This is a genomic window from Micromonospora matsumotoense, assembly GCF_900091525.1.
In the GTDB taxonomy this organism is placed as follows: Bacteria; Actinomycetota; Actinomycetes; order Mycobacteriales; family Micromonosporaceae; genus Micromonospora; species Micromonospora matsumotoensis.
The window spans coordinates 360,836-375,515 of sequence record NZ_FMCU01000004.1 but is presented as its reverse complement, the minus strand read 5'-3'; the positions used below and the strand labels follow the sequence as shown (position 1 = coordinate 375,515).

General features: G+C 72.9%; 12 protein-coding genes. 6 read left to right on the top strand and 6 right to left on the bottom strand.

What is annotated here, in order from left to right:
• The first annotated feature begins 68 nt into the window (after positions 1-68).
• The 6 genes from GA0070216_RS11335 (at position 69) to GA0070216_RS36060 (ending at position 8,434) form a co-directional block, all read left to right on the top strand.
• Entirely contained in the window at positions 69-1,685 is a 1,617-nt protein-coding gene (locus GA0070216_RS11335; RefSeq protein ID WP_091243566.1) for a glycoside hydrolase family 43 protein, read from the top strand.
• A 10-nt stretch (positions 1,686-1,695) separates the two neighbouring features.
• The gene (locus GA0070216_RS11330) at positions 1,696-2,736 is read left to right on the top strand and encodes a LacI family DNA-binding transcriptional regulator (RefSeq protein WP_091243563.1); all 1,041 of its coding nucleotides are present in this window, start codon (positions 1,696-1,698) and stop codon (positions 2,734-2,736) included.
• A gap of 97 nt (positions 2,737-2,833) precedes the next feature.
• Entirely contained in the window at positions 2,834-3,262 is a 429-nt protein-coding gene (locus GA0070216_RS11325) for a Fur family transcriptional regulator (protein WP_091243559.1), read from the top strand.
• Between the two features lie 23 nt (positions 3,263-3,285).
• Positions 3,286-5,562, top strand: coding sequence for a catalase/peroxidase HPI (gene katG / locus GA0070216_RS11320; RefSeq protein ID WP_091243555.1), 2,277 nt, complete (start codon positions 3,286-3,288; stop codon positions 5,560-5,562).
• Between the two features lie 368 nt (positions 5,563-5,930).
• Entirely contained in the window at positions 5,931-6,551 is a 621-nt protein-coding gene (locus GA0070216_RS11315; RefSeq protein WP_091243551.1) for an acyl-CoA-like ligand-binding transcription factor, read from the top strand.
• A 311-nt stretch (positions 6,552-6,862) separates the two neighbouring features.
• Positions 6,863-8,434 (top strand): FAD-dependent monooxygenase, encoded by a 1,572-nt coding sequence (locus GA0070216_RS36060; protein ID WP_091243547.1) that lies wholly within the window; start codon positions 6,863-6,865, stop codon positions 8,432-8,434.
• A 54-nt stretch (positions 8,435-8,488) separates the two neighbouring features.
• Here the strand turns inward: GA0070216_RS36060 and GA0070216_RS11305 are convergent, their stop codons facing one another.
• Genes GA0070216_RS11305 through GA0070216_RS11280 form a run of 6 tightly spaced genes read right to left on the bottom strand, consistent with a single transcriptional unit; the run spans position 8,489 to position 14,672 of the window.
• The gene (locus tag GA0070216_RS11305; RefSeq protein WP_091243545.1) at positions 8,489-9,793 is read right to left on the bottom strand and encodes a sulfate adenylyltransferase subunit 1; all 1,305 of its coding nucleotides are present in this window, start codon (positions 9,791-9,793) and stop codon (positions 8,489-8,491) included.
• Positions 9,793-10,707, bottom strand: a complete 915-nt coding sequence (cysD, locus tag GA0070216_RS11300) for a sulfate adenylyltransferase subunit CysD (protein ID WP_091243542.1) — start codon at positions 10,705-10,707, stop codon at positions 9,793-9,795. Before cysD ends, GA0070216_RS11305 begins: the two co-directional genes overlap by 1 nt.
• A complete protein-coding gene (locus GA0070216_RS11295) occupies positions 10,704-11,570 on the bottom strand; it encodes a 3'(2'),5'-bisphosphate nucleotidase CysQ (RefSeq protein WP_091243539.1) in 867 nt (288 codons plus the stop codon). Before GA0070216_RS11295 ends, cysD begins: the two co-directional genes overlap by 4 nt.
• A gap of 54 nt (positions 11,571-11,624) precedes the next feature.
• The gene (locus GA0070216_RS11290; protein ID WP_245722434.1) at positions 11,625-12,452 is read right to left on the bottom strand and encodes an ABC transporter permease; all 828 of its coding nucleotides are present in this window, start codon (positions 12,450-12,452) and stop codon (positions 11,625-11,627) included.
• Positions 12,449-13,624: an ABC transporter ATP-binding protein gene (locus GA0070216_RS11285; protein WP_091243536.1), complete on the bottom strand. Its 1,176-nt coding sequence runs from the start codon at positions 13,622-13,624 to the stop codon at positions 12,449-12,451. Before GA0070216_RS11285 ends, GA0070216_RS11290 begins: the two co-directional genes overlap by 4 nt.
• 52 nt (positions 13,625-13,676) lie before the next feature.
• On the bottom strand, positions 13,677-14,672 hold the full coding sequence (locus GA0070216_RS11280; RefSeq protein WP_245722433.1) for an extracellular catalytic domain type 1 short-chain-length polyhydroxyalkanoate depolymerase: 996 nt from the start codon (positions 14,670-14,672) through the stop codon (positions 13,677-13,679).
• Positions 14,673-14,680 lie beyond the last annotated feature (8 nt).

The following is a 14,680-nucleotide window of genomic DNA, read 5'->3' as shown; positions in this document are numbered from 1 at the left end:
CCGTGGCGGCGTCCCTGCCCCGCAGGCGCCGTCTGCCGTGGCCGACGACCCCAGGGAGGTGGCACCCGGTGTCCGCCGGACCGTCCTACCGCAATCCGGTCGTCCCCGGTTTCCATCCCGACCCGAGCGTCTGTCGGGTGGGCGAGGACTACTACCTGGTCTGCTCCAGCTTCGAGTACTTCCCGGGCGTACCCCTGCTGCACAGCCGCGACCTGGTCAACTGGCGGCAGATCGGCAACATCCTCGACCGGCCGGGCCAGTGCGAACTGCCCCCGGACGCCGAGGCGTCCCGGGGCATCTTCGCGCCGACCCTGCGCCACCACGACGGGCGGTTCTGGCTGATCACCACCAACGTCAGCCTGGGCCGGCACCTCATCGTCACCGCACCGGAACCCACCGGCCCGTGGTCCGATCCGGTCTATGTCGACCTGCCGCACGTCGACCCCTCGCTGGCCTGGGACGACGACGGCAACTGCTGGCTGACCACCTCCGGCGTGGACGCCTACCGGATCGACCCCGACCGGGGGGAGGTGCTGGAGGGGCCGATCGCGCTGTGGTCGGGCACCGGCGGCCAGTACCCCGAGGCGCCGCACCTCTACCGGATCGACGGCTGGTGGTACCTGCTGCTCTCCGAGGGCGGCACGCACACCGGCCACGCGGTCTCCGTCGCCCGCTCGCGCAGCCCGCGCGGCCCGTTCACCCCCGCGCCCGCCAACCCGATCCTCACCCACCGCAGCAGTGACCGCCCGGTGCAGGCCACCGGGCACGCCGACCTGGTCCAGGCCGTCGACGGCAGTTGGTGGCTGGTCCTGCTGGGCATCCGGGCAAAGGGCCACTGGCCGCCCTATCACGTCCTCGGCCGCGAGACCTTCCTCGCGCCGGTGCGCTGGGTCGACGGTTGGCCGGTCGTCGACCCGGTCGAGGAACTCACCGCCGCGCCCGCCGGCAGCGCCCCGGCCGGCGCCGCCCCGGCCGACCCGGGCACCTACCGTGACGACTTCGACGCGACCGCGCTGGCACCCGGGTGGATCTCGCCACGCCGCCGACCCGCCGGGTCCTGGTCGCTGACCGCCCGGCCGGGCTGGCTCACCCTGTACGCCGCGGGCGCGACCCTCGACCTGGCCGGCGCGACGATCGTGGCGTTGCGGCAGCGGCACCACGACTGCCGGACCAGCGTCCGGATGGACCCGGACGGTGGCACCGCCGGGCTCACCATCCGGATCGACGAGGCGCACCACTACGATCTGGAGGTGCGGGCCGGCACGGTCCGGGTCATCGGCCGGGTCGGGCCGTTCCGGCAGGTCTTCGCCACCCGCGCCGTACCGCCGGGGCCGCTCGTGCTGACGATCGCCACCCGCACCGACGACGTCTTCCCGCCGACCGTGACCTCCGCCGCCGAGCTGGCGGCCGAGACCGCGCCCCGGGGGGTACGCGCCGTCGGCTGCGACATGATCACGTTCGAGGTGACGGGCCCGGCCGGCCCGGTCGTGCTGGCCGAGTTGGACGGGCGCTACCTGTCCACCGAGGTGGCCGGCGGCTTCACCGGCCGGGTGATCGGCATGTACGTCACCCAGGGCAGCGCCGCGTTCGACTGGTGCGCGTACCGGCCGGGGGCGCGTGCGCCGGACCCTGCGGAGGTCGGGCCCGTCGGCGCTCCCGGGTTCCGGATGGAGCACGCACCGTAGACTTCCCTTCGTGATCGAGGAAGGTCGACGCCGTGGCTCCCGCAAGCCCCGGCGTGGTGACCTGCCCATCGCCGCCATCGCCGAACTCGCCGGGGTGTCCCCACCGACGGTGTCCAAGGTGCTCAACGGCCGCCGGGGGGTGGGCGAGCAGACCCGCCAGCGGGTGGAGGCGCTGCTGCGCGACCACGGCTACCGCCGTCGACCGGCCAGCAGCGTGACGCCCTGCATCGAGGTGGTCTTCCATCAGATGCTCTCCTCGATCGCCATGCCGATCCTGCGCGGCGTGCAGGAGGTCACCGGCCCACGGGACCACACGGTCGGCTTCACCGACGTGCAGCACAGTCTGCGGGCGGGGCGGCCCTGGGTGGAGTCGCTGCTGCTGCGCCAGCCGGCCGCCGTGATCACGGTGTTCTCGTTGGTCACCGCCGAGGACGGGGCAAGATTCGCCGCCGCCGGCATTCCGCTGGTCGCGGTCGATCCGATCGGCAACCTGTTTCCCGTCCCCGCCGTCGGGTCGAGCAACTGGAGCGGGGCGCTGTCGGCCACCCGGCACCTTCTCGATCTCGGCCACCGGCGGATCGGGGTGCTCACCGGCCCGGTCCGGGACCTCTCGGCGCGGGCCCGCCGGGACGGCTTCCGTGCCGCGCTGGACTACGCGGGTGTCCCGTTCGACGAGCGCCTCGAACGCAGCGGTGTCTTCACCTTCGAGGAGGGCCGACGCCTCGGTGCCGAGCTGCTCGTCCGGCCGGAGCCGCCCACCGCCGTGGTCTGCGGCAACGACCTGCAGGCGTTGGGCGTCTACGCGGCGGCCCGGGAGGCCGACCTGCGGATTCCCGACGACCTCAGCGTCGTCGGCTTCGACGACGTGGACGAGGCGGCCTGGCTGACGCCAGCGCTGACCACGGTGCGGCAGCCGTTCGGGGAGATCGGCGCCACCGCCGCGCGGCTGGCGCTGTCCCTGGCCGACGGCCACCCGCTCGCCCAGGACCGGTACGAACTCGGCACCTCGCTCGTGGTGCGGGGCAGCACCGCGCCGCCACGTTCCCGCTGACCCCGCCCGGCCCGATCACCCGGCGGTGGGGAGATCGTGTGCCGCCACACCGGGGATAAACTTGATTTGTTCCAGAACAGCGGACTAGGGTCGTACCATGACGGCCGACCTCGAGGCACGGTTGCGGGCGGCCTCGCTGCGCGTGACCCGGCCCCGACTGGCCGTGCTCGCCGCGCTGCGGGACCACCCGCACGTCGACACCGACACGGTGATCGCGTTGGTACGGGCCGACCTGCCCACGGTCTCCCACCAGGCGGTCTACGACGTGCTGCGGGCGCTCACCGAGGCCGGTCTGGTGCGCCGCATCCAGCCGAGCCGGTCGCCCGCCCGCTACGAGTCGCGGGTGGGGGACAACCACCACCACGTCGTCTGCCGCTCCTGCGGTGCGATCGCCGACGTCGACTGTGCCGTCGGCCATGTTCCCTGTCTCACCGCCTCCGACGATCACGGTTTCGTGGTCGACGAGGCGGAGGTCGTCTACTGGGGCACCTGCCCCGACTGCGCGACCGACCGCACCTCCCAGTGATCCACCAGCTCGGAAGGAAGTTCATGAGCGACACCCAGGACAACGCCCCCGCCAGCGCGCAGGGCGTGGACCAGAAGGCGGCGGCCGGCTGCCCGGTCGCGCACGACTCGGTGACCGCGCACGGCAGCGAGAGCGAGAACCCGGCGATCGACTCGCCGACGCCGAAGACCGGCGGGCGTCCGCGTACCAACCGGGACTGGTGGCCCAACCAGCTCGACCTCTCGGTCCTGCACGCCCACTCGGCCAAGGGCAACCCGCTCGGGGCGGACTTCAGCTACGCCCGGGAGCTCGCCAAGCTCGACGTCGAGGCGCTCAAGCGGGACATCACCACGGTCCTCACCACCTCGCAGGACTGGTGGCCGGCCGACTTCGGCCACTACGGCGGCCTGATGATCCGGATGAGCTGGCACGCCGCCGGCACGTACCGCATCGAGGACGGCCGCGGTGGTGCCGGTGACGGCGGCCAGCGGTTCGCGCCGCTGAACAGCTGGCCGGACAACGCCAACCTGGACAAGGCCCGCCGGCTGCTCTGGCCGGTCAAGCAGAAGTACGGCCAGCAGATCTCCTGGGCCGACCTGCTCGTGCTCGCCGGCAACGTGGCCCTGGAGTCGATGGGCTTCAAGACGTTCGGCTTCGGCTTCGGCCGGCAGGACGTGTGGGAGCCGGAGGAGATCTTCTGGGGTCCGGAGGACACCTGGCTCGGCGACGAGCGTTACGCCTCCGAGAGCGAGATGGCGGCCGGTGTCGGGGCGACCGAGATGGGCCTCATCTACGTCAACCCGGAGGGCCCCCGGGGCAGCGGGGACCCGCTCGCGGCGGCGCACTTCATCCGGGAGACCTTCCGCCGGATGGCGATGAACGACGAGGAGACCGTCGCGCTCATCGCCGGCGGCCACACCTTCGGCAAGACCCACGGCGCCGGCATCGCCGACGACCACGTCGGCCCCGAGCCCGAGGGCGCCCCGCTGGAGGCGCAGGGCCTGGGCTGGCTGAGCACCCACGGCAGCGGCAAGGGCGGTGACACGATCACCAGCGGTTTGGAGGTGACCTGGACCGACCGGCCGACGCAGTGGAGCAACCGCTTCTTCGAGATCCTCTTCGGCTACGAGTGGGAGCTGACCACCAGCCCCGGCGGGGCGAAGCAGTGGGTCGCCAAGGACGCCGAGGCGATCATCCCGGACGCCCACGACCCGGCGAAGAAGCACAGGCCGACGATGCTCACCACCGACCTGTCGCTGCGCGTCGACCCGGCGTACGAGAAGGTCTCGCGGCGCTTCCTGGAGCACCCGGACGAGTTCGCCCTGGCGTTCGCCAAGGCGTGGTACAAGCTGCTGCACCGCGACATGGGCCCGGTCAGCCGGTTCTTCGGCCCGTGGGTCGCCGAGCCCCAGCTGTGGCAGGACCCGGTGCCGGCCGTCGACCACGAGCTGGTGTCCGACGCCGACGTCGCCGCCCTCAAGGCCAAGGTCCTCGACTCCGGCCTGACCACCGCGCAGCTGGTCGCCACCGCGTGGGCCTCCGCGGCGACCTTCCGGCACACCGACAAGCGCGGTGGCGCCAACGGCGCGCGGATCCGCCTCGAACCCCAGCGCAGCTGGGAGGTAAACCAGCCCGAGCAGCTCGCGACGGTGCTGGACACCCTGGCGGGGATCCAGCGGGAGTTCAACGCGGCCGGTGCGGCCAGAATCTCCCTCGCGGACCTGATCGTGTTGGCCGGCTCGGCCGCCGTCGAGCGGGCCGCCCGCGAGGCCGGCGTCGAGGTCACCGTGCCGTTCCACCCGGGCCGCACCGACGCCTCGCAGGAGGAGACGGACGTCGAGTCCTTCGCCGTGCTGGAGCCGCGGGCCGACGGGTTCCGCAACTACCTGCGGCCGGGCGAGAAGACCCAGCCGGAGGTGCTGCTCGTCGACCGGGCCTACATGCTCAATCTGACCGCGCCGGAGATGACCGTCCTGGTCGGCGGTCTGCGCGCCCTCGGCAACAACGTGGGTGGCGCGTCGCACGGCGTGCTCACCGACCGGCCCGGCGTGCTCAGCAACGACTTCTTCGCCAACCTGCTCTCCCCGGGTACCCGGTGGAAGGCGTCGGAGTCCGACGAGCACGTCTACGAGATCCGGGACCTGGCCACCGACGAGGTGAAGTGGACCGCCACCGCGGTCGACCTCATCTTCGGGTCCAACTCCCAGCTGCGGGCCCTCGCCGAGGTCTACGCCAGCCAGGACGCGGGCGCCAAGTTCGTGACCGACTTCGTGGCGGCCTGGACCAAGGTCATGGAGCTGGACCGCTTCGATCTCTCCTGACCCGAGGTTGCTGCGCGGGCCCCGGCCGATCGACGATCGGCCGGGGCCCGTCCGTGTCGGGGCTTCCGGAGTCGGTCAGCCGGCGGTGTTTCATATTGGGCAAAAGCCCCAAATTTCCGATGGTGTCGTTCGTGCATCTTCTGGCAGCCCTGCTCGGCCCGTTGCTGCTCGTGGGTGGGTGGCACCGCCCGGTGCGGCACCGGTCGCCCGCGTGCGGGCGTTGGCGTTGGTGGTCGGGCTCGACATCACCGTGCCCCTGCGGTGAGCCTCGGTGGGGACCTCGCGGGGAGCGCCCTCAGTGGGTCGCGGAGCACAAAGTGCGCGGCACGTAATATTGCGTGCCACGCACTTTTCTGTATGCTGGGTTCGTGAGCGGACTACGCGAGCGTAAGAAGACCGAGACCAGGGCGGCGCTGAGTTGGGCGGCCATCCGGTTGACCGTGACACAGGGCTTCGACAACGTCCTGGTGGAGGACATCGCCCAGGCGGTGGGCGTGTCCCCGCGTACGTTCAACAACTACTTCTCCAGCAAGGCCGAGGCGATCGCCTTCCGGCACCTCGACCGCAGTCGGCAGGTGGCCGAGGCGCTGCGCCAGCGGCCTGTCGACGAACCGCTCTGGGCGGCGCTGATCGAGGCGACGCTGACCCGGTTCACCCCCGGTCCGGAGGTCGCGCAGTCGCCGCCGGGCTCGCACACCGAGTGGGTCGACGGGCTCGCGGTGATGCTGGCCGAGCCGGCGCTGCAGGGGGAGATGCTGCGCGCGAGCGCGATCGCCGAGGCCGACCTGGCCGCAGCCGTCGCCGAACGCACCGGCACCGACCCTGAGCGCGATCTGTATCCCCATTTGGTGGCGGCCAGCGTGACCGCCGCCGTGAACGCGGCGATCCGGCACTTCCTCCGCGCCGATCCGCCCGTGGCGATGGAGCGGTTGCTCCCCGACGCCCTGGCCCAACTCGCCGCCGGCCTGCCGGTCCCCACACCGCGCTGACCGCCCACCCCGCACTGCTGCGGCCCACCCCGGACTGCCCGCTGACCGCCCACCCCGCACTGCTGCGGCCCACCCCGGACTGCCCGCTGACCGCCCACCCCGCACTGCTGCGGCCCACTCTGGACCGCCGCGCGGACCGCGCTGACCGCGCACCCCTGAAACACCCCCGCCAGCGGCGCTGACCGCCCGCTCCGCACCGTCCGCGCGCGACTCGCCGCGTCCACCGGCACCTCGTCGGGGTGTCCTGCCCTGTCCACGGCCCGCCGTCACCTCGGCGGGCGGGTCGACCACGCCCTCAAAAGGATCTTGCCATGATCGATGTCATAGTTGTCGGCGCCGGCCCGAACGGCCTCATGCTCGCCGTCGAGCTGGCCCTGGCCGGCATCCGCCCGGTCGTGTGCGAGCGGCTGTCGGCACCCACCACCGAGCAGCGCGCCAACGGGCTGGTCGGTCAGGTGGTCCGGATGCTCGACCGGCGCGGCCTCTACCACCGCCTCGTCGACGATCCGGCCCCACCGCAACCCGCGCCCGGATTCGTCTTCGGGGCGTTGCCGCTGGACCTGCGGGCGGTGCCGGACAACCCGCTGCACCTGCTCCAGGTCCCGCAGGCACACCTGGAGCGGGTGCTCGCCGAGCGGGCCGCCGAGTTGGGCGTGCAGGTCCGCCGGGGGCACGAGGTGACCGGGCTGACCCAGGGAGTCGACGACGTACGCGTGGCATTCTCCGACGGCACCACCCTGCGCTGCCGCTATCTGGTCGGCGCGGACGGCGGGCACAGCGTCGTACGCCGGCTGGTCGGGATCGGCTTCCCCGGCGTGTCCACGGATCGCGCGGTCTCCCGTACCGCCCACGTCGGCCTGCCGGCGGAACTGGTCGACGTGTCGACCGGGGGCCTCGCGATCCCCGGGTACGGCACCGTCCCGCCGTTCCGGCACACCCGTACCGAGCGGGGGTTGATCGTGTGGGCACCCTTCACCGGGCGTCCGCCGGGCCTCAGCACGATCGAGTGGCCCGACTCGGCGCAGTTCGACGGGCCACTGACCCTCGCCGAGCTGCGGGCCAGTGTCGCCCGGGTGCTCGGGGTCGACGTACCGATCGAGCCGCCGGCCGGCGCCGGGCCGCACCTGCTGCGCCGCCTGGTGGGGGGCAACACCCGACTCGCCGAGCGGTACCGCGCCGGACGGGTGCTGCTGCTCGGCGACGCCGCCCACGTGCACTCCGCGATCGGAGGGCCCGGACTCAACCTCGGCCTCCAGGACGCGGTGAACCTGGGCTGGAAGCTGGCCGGACAGCTGCACGGCTGGGCCCCGGACGGGCTGCTGGACTCGTACGAGGCGGAACGCCACCCGGTGGCCCGGCGGGTGACCATGTCGACCCAGGCCCAGTCGGCGCTGATCGCCCCGGGCAGCGAGGTCACCGCGCTGCGCGTGCTCGTCGGTGAGCTGCTCGACCGGCCGGAGAACGCCGCCCACGTCGCCGCCCTGCTGGCCGGCGCGGACATCCACTACGAGATGGGAGAGCCCGGCGGGCCGCTGGTCGGGCGTTGGGCACCCGACCTGGTGCTGCACACCGACGCCGGCCCGGTACGGCTGGCGGAGCTGACCCGGCCCGCCCGTGCCCTGCTGCTCGACCCCACCGGCGCCCTCGCCCCGGTGGCCGCACCCTGGCGGGACCGGGTCGACGTCGTCACCGGGCGGACCGAGGTCGGCACCGGACCGGCCGACCCACCCCCCGGGCGGACCGACGGCGGCACGTCGACCGCTCTGCTGCTGCGCCCGGACTGCTACGTGGCCTGGCAGTCCACGGCGGACGGCGGGGACGGGGACCGGTTGCGGGCCGCGCTGACCCGCTGGTTCGGCCAGCCGCGTACCGACCGGTCCTGACGGTCGACGGCCGGCCCGGCGGAGAGGCCGGGCCGGCCGGTACGTGCTGCGGTGTCAGTCCCGTTGGATGACCATCCCGGCGCCGACGGTGCGGTTGGTGGCCTCGTCGATGATGACGAAACCGCCGGTGGTGCGGTTGCGGTGATAGTCGTCCACCAGCAACGGCACGGTGGTCCGCAACCGGATCCGCCCGATCTCGTTGAGCGCGAGTGCGGTGCTGCTCTCGTCCCGGTGCAGGGTGTTGACGTCGAGCCGGTAGTGCAGTTCGCGGACGATGGCGCGGGCGGAGCGGGTGGTGTGCTTGACGACGTACCTGCCGCCGACCTCCAGTGGGCGGGTCTCGTCCATCCAGCAGACCATCGCCTCGATGTCCTGGGAGACGGTAGGCGCGTTGTGCGGCCGGCAGATCATGTCGCCCCGGGAGACGTCGATCTCGTCCGCCAGTCGGACGGTGACCGACATCGGCGGGAACGCCTCGTCGAGCGGGCCGTCGGCGGTGTCGATCGAGGTGATCCGGCTGGTGAAGCCGGACGGGAGCACCATCACCTCGTCGCCGGGTTTGAGCACGCCGGAGGCGACCTGACCGGCGTAGCCCCGGTAGTCGGTGACGGTGGTCGACTGCGGGCGGATCACGTACTGCACCGGGAACCGCACGTCGACCAGGTTCCGGTCCGAGGCGATGTGCACGTGTTCCAGGTGGTGCAGCAGCGACGGGCCCTCGTACCACGGCATGTTCTCGGAGCGGGTGGCGATGTTGTCGCCGTGGAGCGCCGAGATCGGCACCACCGTCAGGTCGGGTGCGTCGAGTTTGGCCGCGAAGGCGGTGAACTCGTCGGCGATCTGCTCGAAGACCTCCTGGGAGTAGTCGACGAGGTCCATCTTGTTGACGCACAACACCAGGTGCGGCACCCGCAGCAGCGAGCACAGGAACGCGTGCCGCCGCGACTGCTCCACCAGGCCCTTGCGGGCGTCCACCAGGATCAGGGTCAGGTCGGCGGTGGACGCGCCGGTGACCATGTTGCGGGTGTACTGGGTGTGCCCCGGGGTGTCGGCGATGATGAACTTCCGCCTCGGGGTGGCGAAGTAGCGGTACGCCACGTCGATGGTGATGCCCTGCTCCCGCTCGGCCCGCAGACCGTCGGTGAGCAACGCCAGGTTGGTGTACTCGTCACCCCGGGCCGCGCTGACCGCCTCCACCGCCGCCAACTGGTCGGTGAACAACGACTTCGTGTCATAGAGCAGCCGACCGATCAGGGTCGACTTGCCGTCGTCCACACTCCCGGCGGTGGCGAACCGCAACAGGTCCATCGGTCGGGCCTCGGTCGGGGAACCGGCCGGTGCCAGCATGTCGGTGCTCATCAGAAGTAGCCCTCCCGCTTACGGTCCTCCATGGCGGCCTCGCTGACCCGGTCGTCGCCCCGGGTGGCGCCTCGCTCGGTGATCCGGGTGGCCGCGACCTCCTCGATGACCTTCTCCACCGTGTCCGCGTCCGACCGCACCGCCGCCGTGCAGGAGGCGTCGCCGACGGTGCGGTACCGCACCGTCGCGGTGAACGGCTGCTCACCCGCACGGGGCTGGAAGAACTCGTTCACGGCGTAGAACATGCCGTCGCGTTCGACCACCTCACGGTCGTGCGCGTAGTAGATCGACGGCAGCGGGACCTGCTCCCGGGCGATGTAGTGCCAGATGTCCAGCTCGGTCCAGTTGGACAGCGGGAACACCCGGATCGACTCGCCCGGGTGGTGCCGGCCGTTGTACAACGACCACAGCTCCGGCCGCTGGTTCTTCGGATCCCACTGCCCGAACTCGTCCCGGAACGAGAACACCCGCTCCTTGGCCCGCGCCTTCTCCTCGTCCCGCCGCGCCCCACCGAACAACGCGTCGAACCGGTGCTTCTCCACCGCGTCCAACAACACCGGCGTCTGGATCCGGTTACGCATCCCGTCGCCGGACTCCCGCACCGTCCCGGCGGCCAGGGCGTCGGGCACGCTCGCCACGATCAGGTGCAGGTTCAGCTCGGTGACCCGGTGGTCCCGGTAGTCGAGCACCTCGGGGAAGTTGTGCCCGGTGTCGACGTGCATCACCGGGAACGGGATGTTGGCCGGGGCGAACGCCTTCTGCGCCAACCGGAGCATCACGATGGAGTCCTTGCCACCGGAGAAGAGCAGCACCGGCCGCTCCATCTCGGCAACCACCTCACGCATCACGAAGATGCTCTCCGCCTCCAGCTCGTCGAGCTGGGAGACCTGGTACGCAGCCGATCCGCTGCTCATCTCGGGTCCTTTCCGGGGTGGGGGGCGGGGGAGCCGGACGGGACCGCCGTACCGGCCAGCTGCCGTCGCAGCGCGGCCAGCAGCGGCGCGGCCAGCTCGTCGCGACAGACCAGCAGGTCGGGCAGTCGGGGGTCCGCCTCGTTGTAGGTCAGCGGGGAGCCGTCGATGCGGGACGCGTGCAACCCGGCGGCCGTGGCCACCGCGACCGGCGCGGCGGAGTCCCACTCGTACTGGCCGCCCGCGTGGATGTACGCGTCCACGTCACCGGTCACCACCGCCGCGATCTTCGCCCCCGCCGAACCCATCGGCACCAGCTCGGCACCCACCTCGTCGGCCAGGTCCGCCAGGAAGGCGGGGGGACGGCTGCGGCTGGCCGCCAACCGGAGTGCCGTGCCGGGTGGGGTCGGCGTGGCCGGCGGCGCGGCCGTAACGTCGGTGGCCAGCACCCGGTGCTGCGCCGGCAACCCGACCGCCCCGGCGATCAGCCCGTGCGGGGTCGCCGCGTCGCGGGCCCAGAGCGCCACGTGCACCGCCCAGTCGGTGCGCCCCTGCTCGGAGAACTCCCGGGTGCCGTCGAGCGGGTCGATGATCCACACCCGGTCGGCGGTCCGCCGCGACACCCCGTCGCCGCCGTCGACCAGCCGGGAGCCCTCGTCCTCCTCGGACAGCACCGCGTCGGCCGGCCGCCACCGGGCCAGCTCGGCCCGCAGGAAGTCGTGCGACGCCCGGTCACCGGCGGCCTTCAACGCGGCGGGATCGGCGTGGCCGTGCGTGGCGCGTACCCGCAGCAGCAGCTCACCGGCGAGGACGGCGAGCCGGCGGGCGAGCGCCGCGTCGGATTCGGCGATGGTGGGGTCAACCATGGCAACTCCTCGACCTGTCGGGTACGGGTGTGGTGCGGTGCCGGGCGTGGCGGGTCACTGGATCGCCCGACGGCTGAAGCAGCGGACACTGACCCAGGTCAGCACGACGGCCACCCCGGTCAGCACGGTCAGGCACACCCACCCCGGCAGGTGCGGCACGCCGGGCAGCAACGCCCCGCGCACCCCCTCCGAGACGTACGTCATCGGGTTGAGCGCGGTGACCACCTGGTACCAGGGCACCGACGACAGCCGGGGCCACGGATAGTGGATGCACCCGGTCCAGATGATCGGGGTGAGGATCACCGAGAAGGTGACGTTGATCCGCTGTACCGGCAGGGTGGTGGCCAGGCTCATCCCGATCGCCCCGCCGATCCACGCGCCGAGCAGCGCCACCACGAACGCCAGCGGCAGCCCCGCCGGTCGCCACGGCGCGGAGCCGACCATCAGCGCCCCGAGTGGGTAGATCAGCACGGCCGCGAGCAGGCCCCGGATGGTGGCGATCACCAGCTTGCCGATCGCGACGTACCCGGTCGGCAGCGGCGCCATCAGCCGGTCCTCGATCTCCATGGTGAAGCCGAACTCCTTCACCAGCGGCAGGGCCACGCTCTGCAACGCGGTGGTGAGGGCGGCCAGCGCGATGATGCCGGGCAGGAACACGTCGGCGAAGCCGCGCCCGACGAGGCCCTGGCTGCCCAGGACGGTGTTGAAGACGAAGAGCATGAACAGCGGCGTCAGCCCGACCTGCACCAGGATGACCCAGAGTTCCCGGCCGGTGACCATCAGGTCGCGGCGCAGCACCGCGGCGAACACCCGCCCGGTCCCGGGGCGGGAGCGCGGCGCGATGGTCGGGCGCAGCGGGGTCGGGGTGTCGAGAGCGGTCACCTCGGTTGCCTTCCGGTGAGTTCGATGAAGACGTCCTCCAGGCTGGGTTCGCCGATGTCGACCGCGTTGATCGCCGCCGACCGGGCGGCGAGCGCGGTCACCGCCGGGCCGAGCAGGGTGGCGGCCTCGCCGGCCAGGTGCAGCCGGATGCGCAGCCGGCCCCGGCCGCCGTTGCCCGCCGCGCCGCCGCCGCGCCCGAGCAGGCCCGCGCCGGCCAGGGCGGCCAGTCGGCCCGCGCCGGGACGGCCACCACCGGCCCCGGCGGCGAGCGCGGCCAGCATGCCGGCGCCACCCGCGCCGACCCCGGCCAGTCCGGCACCGCCGCCACCCGGTCGCCACCCGGCCGGCCCGGTCGGCGTCGCCAACCGTTCCGCCTTGCGGACGCCGGTCAGCTCGCCGAGGGCGGCGCAGATCGCGTCCGGGTCGTCGCCACCGGCCGGGGTGACCGTGAGGTCGAGCAGCGCGTCCCCGGCCAGGCCCCGGACCAGGTTGGTCGGGGTGTCGAGGGTGAGCAGCCGGCCGTGGTCGACGATGCCGACCCGGTCGACCACCCGGGCCGCCTCGTTCATCGCGTGCGTGGTCAGCACGATCGCCACCCCGCGGGCCCGCAGCTCGCGCAGCTGCCCCCAGATCAGCAGGCGGGTCTGCGGGTCGAGGGCGTTGGTCGGCTCGTCGAGGAAGAGCACCGTCGGCTCGTGGGTCAGCGCACGGGCGATCATCAACCGCTGCGCCATCCCGCCCGAGTACGCCTCGATCCGCCGGTCCGCCCGCTCGGTGAGGCCGAACCGCTCCAGCAGCTCCGCGGCGCGGGCCTGCGCCTCCCGTCGCCGTACCCCGTGGTAGGTGGCGTGGTAGACCAGGTTCTGCCGGGGGGTCAGGGCCCGGTCCAGGTTGTTGTGCTGCGGCACCACGGCCAACTGGGCGCGGGCAGCGGCCGGGTCCCGGCCCACGTCGACCCCGCCGACCGTCACCCGGCCGCCGGTGGCTCGCAACCGGGTGGTCAGGATGCCGACCGTGGTGGACTTGCCGGCCCCGTTCGGCCCGAACAGCCCGAAGATCTCGCCCGGCGTGACGGTGAACGACAGCCCGTCCACCGCGTTGGTGTCGGCACGGGGATAGCGCTTGACGAGATCGTGGACCTCGACCACTGCCGGCCCGTCTCTGCTGGGCATCTCAACTCCTGTTCTGGGGGTGCGGGTGCCGGCGGGGCCGGCGGTGGTGCCGTCAGCCGCCGGAGGGCTGGGGGTGCGCGGCGAAGAACCGCCAGATGGTGTCGGTGGCGTTCAGCGCGGTGGAGGGGGGATCGAGGTCGAGCAGCTTCTCCGCCCGGGGCGGGTTGGGCCGGCCGCCGGGCCACTGGTGTCCCGCGTCGGCGACGGTGATCAGCTCGACGGCGCGGCCCTGGGCGCAGCTGGCCGTCGACCGGGTGACCGGCCCGTCGGTGGTCACCTTCGGTGCGCCACAGGAGTCGACGGACCGCCACCGGGCGGACAGCTCGGGGGCGGGCGGGCCGTCGATCTTCACCGGGTTGCGGCCGGTGCCGCCGTTGTCCCGGCGACCGGGGCCACCGCCGTACGGCATGGTCTGGTCCTGCCGGCCGTGGATGTGCAGCACCGAGACCGGCTTCGGGTCGGCGCACTGCCCGGTCAGGGTGCTCGCCACCGCGCCGATCGCGGCGAACGTCGTGGTGTCGCAGACCAGTTTGTACGCCAGCAGCCCACCGTTGGAGATCCCGGTGACGTACCGGCGGGCCGGGTCGACCGGCAGCTCCCGACCGACGGTGGCGACCAGTTCGGTGATGAAGCCGACGTCGTCGACACCCTCCCGGGCGGGTGCGCCGCAGCACTGTGGACCGACGGCCCAGGCCCGGTTCAGCCCGTCCGGGAACAGCACCAGGAAACCGTCCCGGTCGGCCTGGGCCGTCCAGCCGTACGCCTGCTCGGCCTGCTCGCCGGTGCCGGCCGCGCCGTGCAGCATCACCACCAGCGGGACGGGCGTCGCGAGGTCGGCCGAGGCGGGCCGGTACAACCGGTAGCCGCGCTCGCGTCCGTCCACGGTGATGGTGTGCGTGGAGCTGCCGACGGGGACGCCCGGTGCCGGCCGCGCGTCGCCGGAGGACGGGGCGTCGGCCGACGGGCCGGCGGGTGAGCCGGTGTCCTCCCGACCGAGGCTGCATCCGGCGGGGGCGGTCAGGGCGACGAGCAGGGTGAGCGTCCCCACGAGCCGGC

Excerpts from the sequence above, each read along its gene's own strand:
- GA0070216_RS11305 (WP_091243545.1), bottom strand. The coding sequence starts at position 9,793 with ATGAGCACCGACATGCTGGCACCGGCCGGTTCCCCGACCGAGGCCCGA.
- GA0070216_RS11295 (WP_091243539.1), bottom strand. The coding sequence starts at position 11,570 with ATGGTTGACCCCACCATCGCCGAATCCGACGCGGCGCTCGCCCGCCGG.
- katG (WP_091243555.1), top strand. The coding sequence starts at position 3,286 with ATGAGCGACACCCAGGACAACGCCCCCGCCAGCGCGCAGGGCGTGGAC.
- cysD (WP_091243542.1), bottom strand. The coding sequence starts at position 10,707 with ATGAGCAGCGGATCGGCTGCGTACCAGGTCTCCCAGCTCGACGAGCTG.
- GA0070216_RS36060 (WP_091243547.1), top strand. The coding sequence starts at position 6,863 with ATGATCGATGTCATAGTTGTCGGCGCCGGCCCGAACGGCCTCATGCTC.
- GA0070216_RS11285 (WP_091243536.1), bottom strand. The coding sequence starts at position 13,624 with ATGCCCAGCAGAGACGGGCCGGCAGTGGTCGAGGTCCACGATCTCGTC.
- GA0070216_RS11325 (WP_091243559.1), top strand. The coding sequence starts at position 2,834 with ATGACGGCCGACCTCGAGGCACGGTTGCGGGCGGCCTCGCTGCGCGTG.